The sequence below is a fragment of the Saccharospirillaceae bacterium genome (assembly GCA_022448365.1).
Classification (GTDB): Bacteria; Pseudomonadota; Gammaproteobacteria; order Pseudomonadales; family Oceanobacteraceae; genus Bacterioplanoides.
In genome coordinates this window covers 51,234-68,596 of sequence record JAKVCS010000008.1, presented here as the reverse complement: position 1 = coordinate 68,596, position 17,363 = coordinate 51,234, and the positions used below count along the sequence as shown (strand labels likewise).

General features: G+C 50.1%; 16 protein-coding genes. 5 read left to right on the top strand and 11 right to left on the bottom strand.

Translation table 11 applies throughout. The features are described 5' to 3' along the window. Positions 1 to 302: 302 nt before the first annotated feature. From phoU to MK185_17195, 5 genes are all read right to left on the bottom strand, one after another. A complete protein-coding gene (phoU, locus tag MK185_17215; protein MCH2042375.1) occupies positions 303 to 1,016 on the bottom strand; it encodes a phosphate signaling complex protein PhoU in 714 nt (237 codons plus the stop codon). 25 nt (positions 1,017 to 1,041) lie between these two features. Further along, the gene (gene pstB / locus MK185_17210) at positions 1,042 to 1,845 is read right to left on the bottom strand and encodes a phosphate ABC transporter ATP-binding protein PstB (protein MCH2042374.1); all 804 of its coding nucleotides are present in this window, start codon (positions 1,843 to 1,845) and stop codon (positions 1,042 to 1,044) included. 55 nt (positions 1,846 to 1,900) lie between these two features. After that, the gene (gene pstA, locus MK185_17205) at positions 1,901 to 3,187 is read right to left on the bottom strand and encodes a phosphate ABC transporter permease PstA (GenBank protein ID MCH2042373.1); all 1,287 of its coding nucleotides are present in this window, start codon (positions 3,185 to 3,187) and stop codon (positions 1,901 to 1,903) included. Beyond that, entirely contained in the window at positions 3,180 to 4,553 is a 1,374-nt protein-coding gene (gene pstC / locus MK185_17200) for a phosphate ABC transporter permease subunit PstC (protein MCH2042372.1), read from the bottom strand. Before pstC ends, pstA begins: the two co-directional genes overlap by 8 nt. Before the next feature lie 113 nt (positions 4,554 to 4,666). Next, positions 4,667 to 5,710 (bottom strand): PstS family phosphate ABC transporter substrate-binding protein, encoded by a 1,044-nt coding sequence (locus MK185_17195; GenBank protein MCH2042371.1) that lies wholly within the window; start codon positions 5,708 to 5,710, stop codon positions 4,667 to 4,669. 416 nt (positions 5,711 to 6,126) lie between these two features. Between MK185_17195 and MK185_17190 the strand changes: the two genes are divergently transcribed. Next, entirely contained in the window at positions 6,127 to 6,930 is an 804-nt protein-coding gene (locus MK185_17190) for a hypothetical protein (protein MCH2042370.1), read from the top strand. Positions 6,931 to 6,986: 56 nt separating this feature from the next. On the opposite strand, the gene MK185_17185 is transcribed toward MK185_17190, so the two are convergent. After that, on the bottom strand, positions 6,987 to 7,664 hold the full coding sequence (locus MK185_17185) for a zinc metallopeptidase (GenBank protein MCH2042369.1): 678 nt from the start codon (positions 7,662 to 7,664) through the stop codon (positions 6,987 to 6,989). A 129-nt stretch (positions 7,665 to 7,793) separates the two neighbouring features. On the opposite strand from MK185_17185, the gene ribA reads away from it, so the two are divergent. Then, positions 7,794 to 8,426, top strand: coding sequence for a GTP cyclohydrolase II (gene ribA / locus MK185_17180; GenBank protein ID MCH2042368.1), 633 nt, complete (start codon positions 7,794 to 7,796; stop codon positions 8,424 to 8,426). A 66-nt stretch (positions 8,427 to 8,492) separates the two neighbouring features. Here the strand turns inward: ribA and MK185_17175 are convergent, their stop codons facing one another. The 5 genes from MK185_17175 to MK185_17155 form a co-directional block, all read right to left on the bottom strand. Then, the gene (locus tag MK185_17175) at positions 8,493 to 9,839 is read right to left on the bottom strand and encodes a response regulator (protein ID MCH2042367.1); all 1,347 of its coding nucleotides are present in this window, start codon (positions 9,837 to 9,839) and stop codon (positions 8,493 to 8,495) included. Next, the gene (locus MK185_17170) at positions 9,833 to 11,458 is read right to left on the bottom strand and encodes a HAMP domain-containing histidine kinase (GenBank protein MCH2042366.1); all 1,626 of its coding nucleotides are present in this window, start codon (positions 11,456 to 11,458) and stop codon (positions 9,833 to 9,835) included. The genes MK185_17175 and MK185_17170 overlap by 7 nt, the downstream gene beginning before the upstream one ends. Before the next feature lie 109 nt (positions 11,459 to 11,567). Then, positions 11,568 to 13,439 carry a 1-deoxy-D-xylulose-5-phosphate synthase gene (gene dxs, locus MK185_17165; GenBank protein ID MCH2042365.1) on the bottom strand — a complete coding sequence of 624 codons (1,872 nt, stop codon included), beginning with the start codon at positions 13,437 to 13,439 and terminating at the stop codon, positions 11,568 to 11,570. A 182-nt stretch (positions 13,440 to 13,621) separates the two neighbouring features. Continuing rightward, on the bottom strand, positions 13,622 to 14,500 hold the full coding sequence (ispA, locus tag MK185_17160; GenBank protein MCH2042364.1) for a (2E,6E)-farnesyl diphosphate synthase: 879 nt from the start codon (positions 14,498 to 14,500) through the stop codon (positions 13,622 to 13,624). Next, positions 14,500 to 14,751 carry an exodeoxyribonuclease VII small subunit gene (locus MK185_17155; GenBank protein MCH2042363.1) on the bottom strand — a complete coding sequence of 84 codons (252 nt, stop codon included), beginning with the start codon at positions 14,749 to 14,751 and terminating at the stop codon, positions 14,500 to 14,502. Before MK185_17155 ends, ispA begins: the two co-directional genes overlap by 1 nt. Before the next feature lie 178 nt (positions 14,752 to 14,929). Here MK185_17155 and pomA point away from each other — a divergent pair, with 178 nt between their 5' ends. The 3 genes from pomA (at position 14,930) to MK185_17140 (ending at position 17,342) form a co-directional block, all read left to right on the top strand. Then, complete coding sequence (gene pomA / locus MK185_17150; protein MCH2042362.1) at positions 14,930 to 15,685, top strand: flagellar motor protein PomA; 756 nt, start codon at positions 14,930 to 14,932, stop codon at positions 15,683 to 15,685. A gap of 72 nt (positions 15,686 to 15,757) precedes the next feature. Then, on the top strand, positions 15,758 to 16,738 hold the full coding sequence (locus MK185_17145; GenBank protein ID MCH2042361.1) for a flagellar motor protein MotB: 981 nt from the start codon (positions 15,758 to 15,760) through the stop codon (positions 16,736 to 16,738). Between the two features lies 1 nt (position 16,739). After that, positions 16,740 to 17,342: a PilZ domain-containing protein gene (locus MK185_17140; GenBank protein MCH2042360.1), complete on the top strand. Its 603-nt coding sequence runs from the start codon at positions 16,740 to 16,742 to the stop codon at positions 17,340 to 17,342. Positions 17,343 to 17,363: the final 21 nt, after the last annotated feature.

Below are 17,363 nucleotides of genomic sequence, written 5' to 3'. Positions count from 1 at the left end.
GTTTCTGTGCTTGCCGAATTGGTGACAAATTTATTTCACTAATGTTACATCTTTGTTACATGGGGTCGATATATTTCAGAAAGATGACATTAATATTTCACCTGCATTACCAGTAGCGACATTTCACACTGTAATACTCGTGCTTTTGGCGAATAACTGATGGGAGCAATGGTGCTTTCAGACTAGCAGTCAGAATCCGTTCAGGCGTGATTTGATGAGAAAACAGACAAAATAACTAAAAAAAACGGTTGCCAGCCACTCCACCGAGCATCTGACAACCGTTCAATAATGGGGATGGGATATCAGTCTTTTGCAGCTTGCTCTTCAATTTCAGTCAGAGAGCTGTGACGCACATCGGCACCACTGACCAGGTAGATAACCTGCTCAGAGATGTTCCGGGCGTGATCGCCGATACGTTCAATAGCACGCAAAATCCACAGAATGTTAATTGCCTGAGAGATTGAACGTGGGTCTTCCATCATGTAGGTCATCAGTTCACGCAATGCGGCGGCGTACTGATTGTCGACCAGCTTATCGGCACGCACCACTGCAATCGCGCCATCAACATCATGACGGGCAAAGGCATCTAGTGCGCCGGAAATCATCTTGGTCACTTCAGCGCCCATATAACGCATTGCCTGTTGGCAGATCTCAGAGCGACCTTTGTCTGCAACTTCCAGAGCGTGGATGGCGATCTTACAGGCTTCGTCACCAATGCGCTCTAGGTCACGTACCACGCGGGATACAGCCAGTACCATACGCAGATCAGAAGCCGCTGGCTGACGACGTACCAGAATCTGAGTACATTCGTTGTCGATGGTCACTTCCATCTTATCCACCTCATCTTCCCGGCGGATAATCTCGTCTGCCTGACTGGTATCACCGGAGCAGATTGCATCTATTGCATTAGCAACCTGACGTTCAACCAGGCCACCCATTCCCATCATGTGGTTACGGATAGCTTCCAGATCAGCGTTAAACTGACCTGAAATGTGTTGGTTAAAATTCATTTCCATGGGTATGTCCTTTTAAGTGCAGGCCTTATCCGAAACGACCTGTGATATAGGCTTCTGTTAATGAGTGCTGCGGCGTGGTAAATACCTGATCAGTCGGATTCACTTCGATCAGCTGGCCCATGTGGAAGTATGCCGTACGCTGAGAAACACGCGCTGCCTGCTGCATTGAGTGAGTTACGATAGCGATGGTGTAGTTTTCACGCAATTCGTCAATCAGCTCTTCAATTTTAGCAGTTGCAATCGGATCCAGTGCAGAACATGGTTCATCCATCAGAATAACTTCAGGATCTACCGCAATAGTGCGGGCAATACACAGACGCTGCTGCTGACCACCGGACAACCCGGTGCCAGGGGCATGCAGACGATCTTTTACTTCATTCCATAAGCCAGCGCGCTGCAGGCTCTTTTCCACAATCTCATCCAGATCAACACGGGAGTTCGCCAGGCCGTGGATACGCGGGCCGTAAGCAATGTTGTCATAGATAGATTTCGGGAATGGGTTTGGCTTCTGGAATACCATACCAACACGGGCACGTAGAGGCACTACGTCGACTTTCGGGTCGTAGATATTTTCACCGTCGAGCAGAATTTGACCGTTGATATTACAGATATCAATGGTGTCGTTCATGCGGTTTAAACAACGCAGGAAGGTCGACTTACCACAACCGGAAGGGCCAATTAAGGCGATCACTTCATTCGCACCGATATCCAGGCTTACGTCATAAATGGCTTGTTTCTCGCCATAAAACACCTGAACGTCGCGGGCGCGCAGTTTGGCATTGTCAGAAAACGGCGTTCCATTGGTTTGGTGGTTTTCAATGATGCTCATAATAATAAATCCAATATTCGTTAATTCTTTGCTCGCATTCGGACTGCTGCGTCGCTTACCAGCGACGCTCCAGACGGCGGCGTAACCAAACCGCTGCGGTGTTCATCACAATCAGGAAGCCTAACAGCACGATAATGGCGCCGGAGGTACGTTCCATAAAGGCACGCTCTGGGCTGTCTGACCAAAGGAAAATCTGTACCGGTAATACGGTAGACGGATCGTTAATAAAACCCGGTACGTCAACAACAAAAGCAATCATACCAATCATCAGTAGCGGTGCGGTTTCACCCAGTGCCTGAGCCATACCAATAATGGCACCGGTTAACATACCCGGCAGTGCCAGTGGTAACACGTGATGGAAAACCACCTGCATTTTTGATGCACCCAGGCCAAACGCAGCTTCGCGGATACTTGGTGGTACCGCTTTAATCGCCGCACGACCAGAAATAATAATGGTTGGCAACGTCATCAGAGTTAATACTAAACCACCCACCAGAGGGGTAGAACGCGCCACTCCAAACATATTGATAAAGATCGCCAGACCTAACAGACCAAAGGTAATCGAAGGTACCGCCGCCAGGTTGTTAATGTTGATTTCCACCAGCTCGGTTAAACGATTACGCGGGGCAAACTCTTCCAGATAAATCGCCGCTGCCACACCAATCGGGAAGGACAGCAAGAAGGTCACCAGCAACGTCAGCAAGGTACCCTTAATAGCACCGTGAATACCGGCCAGCTCAGGCTCACGTGAATCGCCATTGGTGAAAAACAGTTTGTTGAAGCGGGTATATAAATCACCGCTTTCAACCCAGCTGTTTAATACGCTGAGCTGGAATTCAGAAAACTGGTCATTGTAACCACGGTCACGATCGTGCTTAAACCACTGGTCAACGGCATCATCCGCCAGCAACGCAATGGTCAACTCGCTATCGAGTAATTCACGATCGGCCTGCACCGCTTCCATCAGTTGCCAGGCGGCACCGGCACTGATCATGCCATACAGCGCACGGCGGGCTTTACGACCTTTTGGCTTATAAGACTTTTTCAGGTGCTTTTTAATCAGACCTTCAAAGTTAGCGCGGCGGATTTCTTTATCCGTCGACTGCGCCGTCAGACCCAGATAGTCCGCATCCAGCATGATGGTTTGTTTAACCACCGTCTGACTGAAAGCTGAGGTGCCTTTTGACAGAATATCGCCAAATAACACCACCAGACACAACAGGCCAAACAAAATCGAGGCCATACCATAAACACGGAAACGCGTTTCTGCCGCACGGCGCTTCGCCATGCTTTTTTCTACTTTTTCGCGTGTCGAAAGACTTGAGTGAGTTTGATTAGTCATATTGCTCTCGATATTTCTGTACAACTTTCAGGGCGAAGAAGTTCAGTGCCAGAGTCACCAGGAACAGCACTAAGCCCAGAGCGAAGGCGGCGAGGGTTTTCGGAGAGTCAAACTCCTGATCGCCCACCAGCAGAGTTACGATCTGTACGGTTACGGTGGTCACACTGTCGAGTGGGTTTGCCGTCAGATTAGCTGCCAGACCAGCGGCCATGGCCACAATCATGGTTTCACCAATGGCACGAGACACGGCCAGCATAATGGCACCAACAATACCCGGCAGAGCTGCCGGGATAACCACCTGGCGCACAGTTTCGCTGCGGGTAGCACCCAGACCGTAACTGCCATCACGTAACGATTGTGGCACCGCGTTAATCACGTCATCCGACAATGACGATACAAACGGAATAATCATTACACCCATTACCAGGCCAGCAGCCAGCGCACTTTCAGACGAAACTGCCAGACCCATGCTTTCACCCAGGTTACGAATCACAGGTGCCACGGTTAAAGCAGCGAAGAAGCCATACACAACGGTTGGAATACCGGCCAGTACTTCCAATGCAGGTTTGGCGTATTTACGCACGGTTTCAGTCGCGTATTCCGACAGATAAATAGCCGACATCAGACCAACCGGTACCGCGATGATCATCGCGATCAGGGAGATTAATAGCGTACCGGCAAACAGTGGTACCGCACCAAAGCTGCCAGAAGAGCCGGATTGATCGGCACGCAGAGCCACCTGTGGCGACCAGGTAGTGCCAAACAGGAATTCAATCGCGTTAACTTTCTGGAAAAACATCCAGGCTTCATACAATACCGAAGCCAGAATACCCACCGTGGTCAATACCGCCACACCTGAACTGGACAGCAGCAGGATGCTGACAATGCTTTCCACTTCGGTACGGGCGCGCATTTCTGGCTTAATCCGGCGCCAGCTGACCCCCAGGCCTAACAGCGCCAACATCACGACCGCACCCGCGTTCAGTAACCGGGTACGCTCTTCCAGTGCCAGCAGATGCTGAACCGCAGGTTCCAGCGTGGCATCGGCCGTTACACCTGCGCCCGTTGCCAGGTTATGAACTTTACTCAGCGCCAGTTGAATATCGGTTGGCGTTCCTTGCTGAATGTTTTGTGGCAGCTGGGCAACCAACAAACCATCAATTACCGGCCCCTGTAACAGACTCCACATAATCAGCAGGATTAGAGCCGGGAGACCCGTCCAGAGTGCCATCAGGGCACCATAGTGGGTTGGCAGAGAGTGCAGGCTGCCGCCCTGGTTTGCGATTGCTCGTGCCCGGTTGCGACCTAATAAATAGGCCCCACCGAAGAAAATCAGAATCGCAATTAGCAAGCTACTGTAGTTCATGATGTTAGCTCATGGCGTTTTCAGTTGGGTGTGTATTTAACGTACAAAAGCCGAGGTGTATAAAACCCCGGCTTTTGCGTCGATCAGAGGCCCGCATTGTATGCGGTGTCTAATTATTTAGCAGCAATTGGTTTCAGATTTTTCACGTTTGAAACCACTTCGGCGCGCTCTTCATCCATCATCGGGATCATGCCTTTGTCTGCCAGGTAGCCATCTTCACCCATCGCACGCTCAGAAGTGAACTCAGCCAGGTACTCTTCGATACCAGGAATCACGCCAACGTGTGCCTTCTTAACGTAGAAGAACAATGAACGGCTAACCGGGTAGTCACCTTCAGAGATCGCGTCGAAAGTAGGCAGCTGACCGTCAACTTTAGAACCCTGTACTTTGTCAGAGTTTTGCTCCAGGAAGCTGAAGCCAAAGATGCCCAGCGCTTTCGGGTTAGCAACCAGCTTCTGAACGATCAGGTTGTCGTTTTCACCGGCTTCAACATAAGAACCGTCTTCACGCATGCCGTGACAGATGGCTTTGAACTTCTTCTTATCCTGCTTTTTGATCGCCTTGATGAAAGGAACTTTCTTACAGCCACCTTCCATTGCCAGTTCAACAAATGCGTCACGGGTACCGGACGTTGGTGGCGGACCTAATACTTCGATTTTGCGGTTTGGCAGAGCTGGGTTTACGTCTTTCCAGGTCTTATATGGGTTTTCAACCAGAGTTTCAGAACCGTCTGGGTTTGGAACGTTTTTCGCAAGCGCCAGGAAGATGTCCTTACGGGTCAGTTCCATACGATCAGCCGCTTTGGTGTTTGCCAGAACGATACCGTCGTAGCCAACTTTTACTTCAACAATGTCAGTAACGCCGTTCTTTGCACACAGCTTGATCTCAGAACCTTTAATAGCACGAGAAGCGTTAGTGATATCCGGAGTTGCATCACCCACACCAGAGCAGAACAGCTTCAGACCACCGCCAGAACCGGTTGATTCAACCTTAGGCGTACGGAAGTCAGTCGACTTACCAAAACGCTCAGCAACAACGGTTGAGAACGGGTATACAGTTGAAGAACCAACAATGCTGATGTAATCACGTTCAGCCTGAGCGGTAGTGCTCAGTGCAGCTGCCATTACAGCGGCGCCAGTCAACAGTACTTTTTTCATAGTAACTTCCTTCTTTCACCGCCCTTGCGGCATTCGATAGTGGATCAGTTTGATGGCAGGCATTATTTGACAGTAATGTTACAAAAATATGACAGCACCCCGAATTATGACAATTGGGTTTCATATTTGTGACAGCCAGAAGTCTGGGGCTGAGCGAGAAGCCGCATGAAACAGGGCATAAGCCGCCGGGCGCGACAACCCCCGGGCAGCTTAAACAGAGTTATAGAATGTCTGTAACTCTGGCCGCAACCTCCCTGTAGCAGCACACCCGATGGTAAACAGGGAATGTGACAATTGTACGACCGTGTTGGATAACCCGATTGATCTCGGCAATTTGCCTGATTGCATGACGGCGCAGCCTGCCTAATATCATGCAGCCAATACCGCATGGGCATCAGCGCACAGAGAGTCAGACCATGGAACAGCCGCAACACCAGTCACACACCGTTATGGATGAACAGCAGGCACAGCAGCTGCTCGGTACACTGAGCCGCCATCGCGACGATATCCGCGCCGCTTATCTGCATCAATACCGAAATTGTGCGTTGGAATTAACCCGTGCCGATACGCGCAGTGAACAAGAGCAGTTGGAGCTCCAATTAAGCCAGTTGCGCAAAGCGCATAGCCTGTTATTAGGCGAGGGCGTGACCGCTCCGGTTACTGAACATAAAGCAGTCAGTAAACAGCAGCCGGTCAGGAAGCTGCCCAATATTCTACTATCGTCCACACTGATACTGCTGATTGCACTGCTGTCAGTATCCGGTAGCCAACTCTGGAGCCAGGCGCAACAGTTGCAACAACTGCAGCTGCAAATGACCGACCTTAAGGATCAGCGCCAACAACTTCAACAACAGCAAGTGGCATTGCAGCAAACTCTGACTCGCAGCCTGCAGCAACAAAATGAAGAACGCCTGCGCTGGAGCAATATCAACCAACAGCAGCAAGATCAGCTGCAGCAACAACTGAGCCTGATTGAACAGCAGCAACTGGCATCACAGCAACTGCAGCAGTCGTTAGCCCGGGTTGATAAGCAGCTGTATGTTGAGCGCAATCAAGCGTTAAAACTGCAACAACGCGTCTCACGGCTGAACCAACAGTCGGAAGTGCTGATCGACGAACTGTGCGCCGACAGTGCGACAACCAGCCCTGCCATGGACGATGAGATGCTTCCGGCTTATATGAACCGCTGCCGGTTACTCTGGAGTCTCGCCAGCGACTGATATCAGCCAGCCGGGAAAAACCGAGAATACCCAGCCCGGCCTGCAGTGCACTGCAACTAACGCCGCAGATAACGTAACCAGCGCCAGATATTCAATAGGCTGGCTAACGATCCGGCGACATAAGTGAAGGCCGCCGCACGCAGAATCTGACGAGCAGATTGCATGTCCTGCGGGTTAAAGTATTTCCCTTCTTCCAGCAAAGGCAGGGCCTTGTTAAAGCTGGCATCCCATTCCACTGGTAACGTAAGAAAATGCATCAGGGTACCCAACAGCATTGCACCCACCGCAGCCAATAACGCCCAACGGGATGCACCCGGAGCAACACTGACCAAGACTGGCGCAACCACCAGCGCCAATGGCGCCGTTTTTTGTGCCCAATAAGCAATATGAGCCAGCCATGTTCGGGTTTGGAACAGGGTTTCTTTTTTATGGTGCTGCAGTGCGTGGCCCACTTCATGAGCAGCAACAACAACCGCGGTCAGACTTTTGGCGTCCAGCTTATCTTTGGTCAGTCGCACAGCCCGACTTTGCGGGTCATAATGGTCCCCCTGATCGGTTTCCTCGACACTGACGTTGTCGATCCCCAACTTAGTCAGCAAATGGGTGGCCATTTCACCGCCACTACCGGGAAAGTCATCACGCACACCACTGTGTTTCTTCAATACATATTGCACCCAGATACCCGGTAAGCTCAGGATCAGCAGCAATGTCAGGAATAAAATAAACAGCAACATATCAGCGCACTTCTATCGATTCAGTCAGCCATGAGACAATCAATTCTATCGCTAAATTAGTCACAAGGCTGCTTCACTGTTAGAATACGCGCCCTGTTTTATACGCTGGATAGCCCAGAGGTTAGTACTTTGACCATTAAATTCATCGCCTCATCCAAACTGCCGACACCTTTTGGTGTTTTCACCATGCATGGCTTTGAAGAGACTGCAACAGGCAAAGAACACGTGGCGCTGACTATGGGTAATATCGCAAGCGGTGAGCCGGTTCTGGCTCGTGCACATTCTGAGTGTCTGACCGGCGATGCATTATTCTCAATGCGTTGTGACTGCGGTTATCAGCTGGAAGAAGCGCTGCGTGCGGTATCCGAAGCTGGTCGTGGTGTGGTGCTATACCTGCGTCAGGAAGGTCGTGGTATCGGCCTGCTCAATAAAATCAGAGCATATAACCTGCAGGATCAGGGAGCAGATACTGTCGAAGCGAACGAACAACTGGGTTTTGGCGCCGACATGCGTAACTACTCCATGTGCCAGCCAATGTTGGAAGAACTGGGGATTAAAACCATTCGCCTGATGACCAATAATCCGCGTAAGGTGAAAGCTCTGGCAGATGCTGGCGTTACCATTGAAGAACGTGTTCCACTACAAGTCGGTCGTAATCCGCACAACGATGGTTATCTGAAAACCAAAGCCAGTAAGCTTGGTCATTTTTTACCGAAAGACGGTGAAGAATCACTGCTCAGCCACCAGGATGACGAGGCCTGAACTCAAACGGCTGGGTTGCTGATAATGGATTAACCGGCTGAGCCAGGCTGTTGCACTCATAACCCATCAGACCGGTGACCCCGAGTTTTCGCTGCGATGAATATGCAACAGAATCTGATGTCCCTCAAATTGACGCGCCAGCATCTGCAGTTTATCCACATGACGCTGGTTAAGCTGCGTATCAGCCGAAAGTAACACCACTCCCGCCGGGCTGATCAGATGATCCACCAGTACCATGCCTGCGCGGGCATCGGTAATGGGAATGCGCTCCGTATTGGATATTAAACCGCCGTCAAAACCCGTCAGTGTTTCCATAAAAACAGTGACCAGCTCGCGATCATAACGCTGACCTGACATTTTCAGTAAGTACGTCTGGGCGTCTGCAGCCGATAATTTCCGCCCGAGAAAATTGGGTTCACTCTGCAATTCGGCGTAGTCACTAACGATCTTCAGCATTCGGGATTCTCTGGGAATCGCCTCTGCTGCAAGCCGATCCGGAAAACCACGACCGTTATACCATTCGGTGTGAGAGCGAATAATATTGGCTGCATTCTGTAACGGTTCGAGCATCATCAGTGATGTTTGTCCGTTAATGCCAAAGCGCTCGAGCTCTCGCTTTTCGCTGGTGCTCAGCTGAGTCAGGGATCTGTTCACCACAGAGTCCGGCAAACTGACTTTGCCAAAGTTCTTTAGCAAAGCGGCGTAATAAATATCCTGAATCGCTTCACCCTGCAGACCACCACATTGTGCAAAACTTTTTGCCAGGCGGGCGAGTTGCTCAGTACTGCCCTCGTCCTCCCCCAATCGCGCTTCAATCATGCCCACCAGAATATGCACTATGCCGTGAAACTCCTGGTGCAGACTGCGATATGCTTTTTGCAGTTTTCCCTCGGTTTCACCTACCTGATCAGATTTCTCCTGATATTTCTCTTTCAGTTCAGTATTAAGACGCTCCAGCTCTTTATTCTGTTCAACAATGTGTGCGTTTAATGATTGATTGGTGGATTTAAGATCACGCAGGTCTAATGCCTCAGTGACCAGTAACCGCAGTTCATCGTTATCCCATGGTTTGGTTACATAGCGATAAATATGTCCTTCATTAATCGCGCTGATAGCCGATTCAAGTTCCGAAAAGCCGGTTAATAGAATACGGATCATCTCCGGCCATTTCTGATAACAGATTTTTAATAATTCAGCGCCATTCATTCTCGGCATGCGCATATCAGAAATCATCAGGTCGTAACTTTTCTCAGAGAGTAATTGCAACGCCTCATCACCACTGGTGGCTACTTCAACATGAAAGTGGCGACGGAATAAACGCTTCAATGCATGACAGATCGGTTCCTCATCATCAACGATTAAGATACTGCCTCGCTTTTCTTCCAGGTAAGAACTATCTCCCTGACTTAACATGTTTCGCTTCCTTCTTGTTCCATAGGTAAGTGAACGCTGAAACAGGAACCGTTGCCCGGCGAGGTTTCCAGATTAATCCAGCCACCGTGCTCAGCAACCAATTTATAGCACAATGCCAGACCCATTCCGGTACCATTCTCTGCGTCTTTCGTGGTGAAAAAAGGTTCGAATACCTGATTAGCAACCTCTGCACACATCCCCGGACCATTATCTGAGATTTCCAGCACAACACTATTGCCCTCGATTCGTTCCGACAAACATATTTCGCCGCCGTCATCTTCAAGCGCCTGAATGGCATTAATGATGATATTGGTCAGAACCTGAGATATCTGAGAGGAATTACAATACAGATCCGGCAAGTCGATCAGGAACGTTTTCAGTTCGATACCACCTTTGATCCGGCTCGAAGCTATATTAATTACACTATCAATATCGTCATTTATGTTACTCAGTGTTTTATCACAAGTACCACTGCCGCTCAGACGCTTCATATCCTGGATAATCTTCCGTACCCGCTCAATACCCGTAAGACAATCTTCCAAACGCAGTGGCGCCTCTGCCATCGCCTCCTGGACGTTTAATGCCTGATAGGAAGCGAGTAGCTGCTGATAAAATTCCGAGCGAATCTCAAGATGGTCCGATGCTTTATCGAGTGTATTAATAAAATCGCGCAACGTTCGGATATCCGCTTCCAGTTCACGCAGATTACTGCCGATATAAGCCACAGGGTTGTTGATTTCATGGATAATCCCGGCCGAGACCTCACCCAGATTAACCAGCCGTTCGGAAAACTGAACCTGATTTTTACTGCGCTCCAGCGAATGATTGAGATCCTGTAATTCATAATTCTTTTTCAGAAACTCTTTCTGGTTTTCGGCAGCTACCTTCATCTGATGCGACAAAATATGATTCGTTTCCTGCAACTCATGCTGAGCATCCAGCAACGTCTGCTCAGTCGTCACTAATTCCGTTTTCTTTTTGTGCAACAGCGACAACATCATCCACATCAGCAAACTGGCGATAATGGCAGACATTCCGGTGTACATACCCAACGACATTTTTGTAATCAGCACCTGACGATCAAACAGTAACGACAGATCGGTAAAAATAAACTCATCCTGGCGGTAAAGGTCACGGAAGTTGTTTTCGGATAACTGAAAGATCGGCTGATCACGATATTGCAGAGAAAATGGGATATCGCCGTAGCCCAGATCATCGCACAGTGCCTGAATCCAGGCCTCCGCATCAAAGACCAGTCGCTGACTGCCAACGGAGGAACTGAACTGCATATCCAACGTGCCATTTTGACTCGACGCCGGAATCACATTCAGCTCCAGATTATCGAGGTCAATCTTAAGCTGCCAGGCTTCATGGGTCAGTCGCTGAGAAACAAAGGATTCGAGATTGGCGGGTAAATGCAGTTCTTCAGTATTCAGCTGCTCACGCACATGACTGGCCAGTTCATAAAAATCCTGCAGTGCACGACTGTGGATCTGCTCCAGCAAATGATCAGCAATATGCTGATTGCGGCTGTATTCGACCGCCGCCAGCAACGTATAAGCAATCACGCCAAATACAATCGTTAAGAGAAAATTAGCTGTATGTGTTCGCCATGCCAAATGACTATACCTGATAACGTTATCCTGATATCAGTTAAGCAGCTAAGAACAAAAAAACGAGCGACTCCGTGAAAAGTCAGCCCGCTTTCTGAGAAAAATTAAGTCAGCTTCAGAGAAACTGCTCAATTGCGTGCAAAATAGACGCCGTGTCCAGGCCACAGCGGGCCTGCTGGGTGGCAGGGGCAGCATGTTCAACGTACGAATCAGCAATGCCCAGGCTCTTGCACGGCGTTTGGATCTGTTCACTGGCCATGTATTCCAACACAGCACTGCCGGCACCACCCGCCAGTGCGTTCTCTTCCAGAGTGATTAACAGATCGTGTTCGCTGGCAAGCTGCTGAATCAGAGCCTTATCAAGGGGCTTCACAAAACGCATATCCGCGATGGTGACGTCTTTTTGCTCGCCCGCCTGAAGCGCTGCCTGCATCGGCGCACCGAAGACCAGCAATGCTACCCGTTGTCCGGCTTCAGCCTGAGACTGGCGACGGATAAAACCTTTCCCCAGTTCCAGCTCAATCATGTCACTGTCGGGTACAACACCCATACCAGAACCACGCGGATAACGCACCGCAGCCGGACCCTGATGGCAGTAACCGGTATACAGCATCTGACGGCATTCGTCTTCATCCGATGGTGTCATCACCACCATATTGGGAATACAACGGAGGTAACTGAGATCATAGGCTCCGTGGTGGGTTGGACCATCTTCACCGACCAAACCAGCACGATCGATAGCGAATAAAACATCCAGGTTTTGCAGCGCAACGTCATGGATCAGCTGATCGTATGCCCGTTGCAGGAAGGTCGAATAAATCGCAACCACGGGTTTAGCGCCTTCACACGCCAGACCTGCCGCAAGTGTGACAGCATGCTGTTCAGCAATGGCAACATCGAAATAGCGTTGTGGGTACAGTTCGGAAAAGCGGATCATGTCCGAGCCTTCGCGCATCGCTGGGGTGATCCCCATCAGAAGCTCATCGCGTTCTGCCATATCGCATAACCAACGTCCGAAAACATTGGAATAAGTGGGCTTACTGACTCCACCACTGACCGCGTTCAGCTTCTTCAGTGCGTGGTATTTAATCTGATCATTCTCTGCCGGAGCGAAGCCTTTACCTTTTTTGGTAACCACATGCAGGAATTTCGGCCCAGGCAACTTTTTCAGATTTTCGAGCGTATGCACCAGCTCTTCGGTGTCGTGACCGTCAACAGGGCCGTAATAGTTGAAGCCCAGCTCCTCAAAGATAATTCCCGGAGCAACCATGGCTTTCATGTGTTCTTCGGTTTTACGGGCAAGCTCCCAGCCAGCCGGGAGTTTACCCAGTACCTTTTTGCCGCCTTCACGCAGCGTATTGTATGTCTGACTCGACCACAAACGGGTGAAATATTTATTCAGTGCGCCAACGTTATCGGAAATAGCCATATCGTTGTCATTGAGAATCACCAGTAAATCCGACTTCTCATGACCGGCGTGGTTTAACGCTTCAAATGCCATACCAGCCGTCATTGCGCCATCACCAATAATCGCAACGGCCTGGTTGTCTTTCCCCTGAGCAGCCATCGCCAGGCTCATGCCCATAGCGGCACTGATGGACGTACTGGAATGACCAACACCGAAGGTATCGTATTCACTTTCACTGCGCAGCGGAAAAGCTGCCGGACCGTCTTCTGCACGGATTTTGGTCATCTGTTCACGACGACCGGTCAGAATCTTGTGTGGATAAGCCTGGTGACCAACATCCCACACCAGTTTGTCGTTGGGGGTATCAAATACGTAGTGCAGCGCTGCGGTTAACTCCACAACCCCCAAACCTGCGCCGAAGTGACCACCGGACTGGCCAACACTGTAGAGTAAGTATTCACGCAACTCAGAACACAACTGGGGCAGTTGCTCAACAGTCAAAGCACGCAGGTCAGACGGCACATCAACAGTGTCGAGCAACGGCGTAGACGGTCTGGAGCTTGGAATCTCAGTAAACATCAGCTAATCACGAATCCGGTAGTGGGCTTATTGTAGTTGCCGGAAGGCGCATCCGGCAGGGAGAATCGTCGCCCATAAAAAAGGCGCACATTCTACCGTTTCGTGGGCCTGATGAGTAGGTTTACTTAGGCAATAGTGTCGTTAATGGACTGGCGACTCTGGCCACAACAGCCAGCCAGAGGTCAGTGATCGCGTTCGATAATATACTGGGCCAGGGCGGCCAGGGTCGAGCTATCACCCGGTAAGGCTGCCAGTGCCTGCTGGGCCTTGGCGACCAGTTCCCGGGCTTTCTGCTTGGCGCCATCAAGGCCGAGCAATGCCGGGTACGTTGGCTTGTTCAGGGCGACGTCTGCCCCCTGGGCCTTACCTAATGTTTCGGTGTCGCTTTCGATATCGAGAATATCGTCCTGTACCTGGAAAGCCAGACCAATGGCCTCGGCGTAGGTGCGCAGCGCCATGGCAACTTGATCGTCCAGCTCTGCCGCTACCGAATAGGCTCCCATCTCCACCGCTGCCAGAATAAGCGCACCGGTTTTATGGCGATGCATATTTTCCAGCTCCGCCAGGGTCATCGATTTACCCACGTGATTCAGATCAATTGCCTGTCCGGCAACCATACCCGCGCCACCAGCAGAGCGCGCCAACAAGCGGATAAGCGTCAGTCGCTGCGCATCGCTGGTTGGCGCTTCTGCCAATACTTCAAAGGCTGCGGTCAACAAGCCATCGCCTGCAAGAATGGCGGTCGCCTCATCAAATGCGACGTGACAGGTCGGTTTACCACGACGTAACTCGTCGTTATCCATCGCCGGTAAGTCGTCATGAACTAATGAGTAGCTGTGTACCATTTCTAATGCGCAGGCAGCAGCATCTGCCTGCTGCCATTCGCCCCCCAGGGCTTCAGCGGTGGCATAAGCGAGAAACGGGCGTAAACGTTTACCGCCATTTAATAAACCATGTTGCATCGCATCCGCCAGGCGCTGATCAGCCAGCGCTAAAGACGCCAGAGCTGCCAACAATCGTTCTTCAATACGCTGCTGTGCGGTGGCTAACTGCTGCTGCATTACTGCTCTCCGCCATTAAACGGATACGCCTGCGATTGACCGTTCTGCTCCATCAGAATCTGTACCCGCTGTTCTGCTGATGACAATGCCTGCTGGCATTGTCTTGTCAGGCGTACCCCCTGCTCAAATGCCTGTAAAGAATCCTGTAATGATAACTCACCACTTTCCATACTCTTTACCAGCTGCTCCAGCTGTTGCAGAGCAGTTTCAAATTCAAAGTTATCGGGATTTTCCGGGGTTTGTTCAGTCATAGTCGCACGCCTGTTTAGAGTGCGGCCACACTAAACCCAGGGGCTTAAGAATGCAATTATTCGGCTTATTGCGCATCCGGACAGGAAGAACCGTAAAGTTTGGCTAAACTTCAGAAACAAGAAACTGAGTTGAAATCTCAGACCTGTCTCAATCCAATGGAAAGCGCAAGGAGCAGTAGTGGATCTCGCAACCCTGGTCGGACTTGTCGGCGCCTTCGGCATCGTGATTTATTCGATGGTACTTGGCGGCGACATCAGTATGTTTGTTAACGTGCCATCGATACTGATTGTCGTTGTCGGCAGTTTGTTTGCCGTGATGATGAAATTCGAGCTTGGTCAGCTACTGGGTGCCGCTAAGATCCTTGGTAAAGCGTTTTCATTTAAACTGAGCAAGCCGGAAGCCATTATCGAGGAAGTTGTGGAATTGGCCGGACTGGCGCGCAAAGGTGGCTTGCTGTCGCTGGAAGGCAAAGAAGTCAGCGACGATTTTCTTGGCAAAGGTATCCAGCTGTTGGTGGATGGCCACGACCCGGATGTTGTCCGTACTCTGCTCAACAAAGAAAAGAAACTCTCAACCGATCGCCATGATCTGGGTTCTTCTATTTTCCTCGCCCTGGGTGACGTCGGCCCAGCGATGGGGATGATCGGAACACTGATTGGTCTGGTCGCGATGCTAGCGAATATGGATGACCCAAAATCGATTGGCCCGGCGATGGCGGTAGCATTATTAACCACACTCTATGGCGCCATGATGGCAACCATGTTTGCTCTGCCCATTTCCGATAAATTGAAGCTGCGCCTGGAAGAAGAAGACCGTCTCAAATCTATGATTATTGATGCTTTGCTGGCAATCCAGAGCGGGCAAAACCCACGCGTCATTGAAACCATGCTGCAGTCCTATATTCAGGAAGGAAAACGCGCGGTTTCTGAATAACCTGCATCTGGATAACGGCTATCGGAATCATCAGACAAACGCTGGAGACGTTAATGAAAGGCAGAGTGCATTATGGCCGCTGAAGAAGAAATGGAGTGTCCTCCCTGCCCCGCGGGGATACCTGCCTGGGTAATGACGTTTGCAGACCTGATGTCTCTGCTGATGTGTTTCTTCGTATTACTGCTGTCATTTTCTGAAATGGATGCGCTGAAATTCAAGCGCCTGGCCGGTGAGTTGCGCGAAGCCTTTGGTGTGCAGACATTAATCAATGTCAGTGATCCACCGAAAGGCACCTCAGTGATCGCACGACATTTCAGTCCATCGATTCCAGAGCCTACTCCCATCAATGAAATCCGTCAGAAAACCAGTGATGTCACCCGAAGCTCACTGGAAGTTTTGTGTCAGGATGAGGTTACCCAACAGGAAGAATCCCAGGGTGATGAAGGTAAGCTAACCCGTGAAGTTGTGGTACAGAGCAGCGAGCTGGAGACGCAGAAAACCGAAGAAGAAGCTATGGAAATAGCAGCGCAACTGGAGGATGAAATTGCAGAAGGTCAGGTGGAAATCGAGACATCCGGCAAAAAAATAATTATCCGCATTCAACAACGGGGAGCGTTTCGTTCCGGTTCTGACTATATAGAGGATAAATTTTTACCAGTTATCGATAAAATTCGTGAAGTACTTGTCACGGTACCCGGCAAAATTTCTGTTGAGGGACATACCGATGACATTCCGATTCAGGGTGGTCGCTTCCGTTCAAACTGGGGCCTGTCGACTGCACGTGCAGCTGCGTTCGCTGAAGAATTGTTTATCGCGCCAGAGATGGATGAAGAGCGTTTCCAGATTGTTGGACACGCCGATAAAATGCCGTTAGTCGAAAACCTGGATGGAGAATCTCGCGCCCGTAATCGTCGCGTAGAAATCATTATTTTACGCAAACGTGAAGGTGATGATGATGACAAACCTGAAATTCAGGCCGATGACAACAGGGTAGAAGAGGCATTAAACGCCAAGCCAGAAGATTTCGAGTTACGCCCGAACGAAATTTTCTAATGTGATTATAAAACAGGAAGAACAAAACGTGATGGAAGATAGACGTCGTTTTTTTCGTCTCGATGACGAAGTTGTACTGGATTTCCAGACCATCAGCCGCGAAGAAATATCGGCCTGGAAAGAAAGCCATCAGCAACATAAAGATGAACTGAGTCAACTGGAGCAGGACATCGGTAATCACATAAGCCAAATGAAGTCGCAAGATCCAACGATCGCACGACTGTTTGAATTGTTTAATCAGAAAATAAATATGCTGGGCAGTCGTCAGCCGCCTAACACTGCGAAACGAGAGATGAGTGCCACCGAGGCGCGTACCAGAATTAATCTCAGCGCCTGCGGTATGGCATTTCATACCCATCAAAGTATCGAGAAAGACGATCACTTATTGCTGAATATGCAATTAAAACCGTCGAATGCCGAGCTTTCTCTGACCGGCAAGGTAGTTTCGGTTGAAGAAAGCAGCGAACCGGAAGAACCAAATCTGGTTCGTATCGACTTCTCGGATCTGAAAGGCGCCGAGCAGGAAGTATTAATACAACATCTTTTCCAGCTGCAGAATCGCCACCTTAAACTGCGCAACGAAGATTCTGCTAACGATGTCTGAGTTCAACAGACTGGTGGCTTG

What these genes read in the sequence shown, in the direction of transcription:
- phoU (MCH2042375.1), bottom strand. Translation starts at nt 1,016, where the DNA reads ATGGAAATGAATTTTAACCAACACATTTCAGGTCAGTTTAACGCTGAT.
- pstB (MCH2042374.1), bottom strand. Translation starts at nt 1,845, where the DNA reads ATGAGCATCATTGAAAACCACCAAACCAATGGAACGCCGTTTTCTGAC.
- pstA (MCH2042373.1), bottom strand. Translation starts at nt 3,187, where the DNA reads ATGACTAATCAAACTCACTCAAGTCTTTCGACACGCGAAAAAGTAGAA.
- pstC (MCH2042372.1), bottom strand. Translation starts at nt 4,553, where the DNA reads ATGAACTACAGTAGCTTGCTAATTGCGATTCTGATTTTCTTCGGTGGG.
- MK185_17195 (MCH2042371.1), bottom strand. Translation starts at nt 5,710, where the DNA reads ATGAAAAAAGTACTGTTGACTGGCGCCGCTGTAATGGCAGCTGCACTG.
- MK185_17190 (MCH2042370.1), top strand. Translation starts at nt 6,127, where the DNA reads ATGGAACAGCCGCAACACCAGTCACACACCGTTATGGATGAACAGCAG.
- MK185_17185 (MCH2042369.1), bottom strand. Translation starts at nt 7,664, where the DNA reads ATGTTGCTGTTTATTTTATTCCTGACATTGCTGCTGATCCTGAGCTTA.
- MK185_17175 (MCH2042367.1), bottom strand. Translation starts at nt 9,839, where the DNA reads ATGTTAAGTCAGGGAGATAGTTCTTACCTGGAAGAAAAGCGAGGCAGT.
- dxs (MCH2042365.1), bottom strand. Translation starts at nt 13,439, where the DNA reads ATGTTTACTGAGATTCCAAGCTCCAGACCGTCTACGCCGTTGCTCGAC.
- ispA (MCH2042364.1), bottom strand. Translation starts at nt 14,500, where the DNA reads ATGCAGCAGCAGTTAGCCACCGCACAGCAGCGTATTGAAGAACGATTG.
- MK185_17155 (MCH2042363.1), bottom strand. Translation starts at nt 14,751, where the DNA reads ATGACTGAACAAACCCCGGAAAATCCCGATAACTTTGAATTTGAAACT.
- MK185_17145 (MCH2042361.1), top strand. Translation starts at nt 15,758, where the DNA reads ATGGCCGCTGAAGAAGAAATGGAGTGTCCTCCCTGCCCCGCGGGGATA.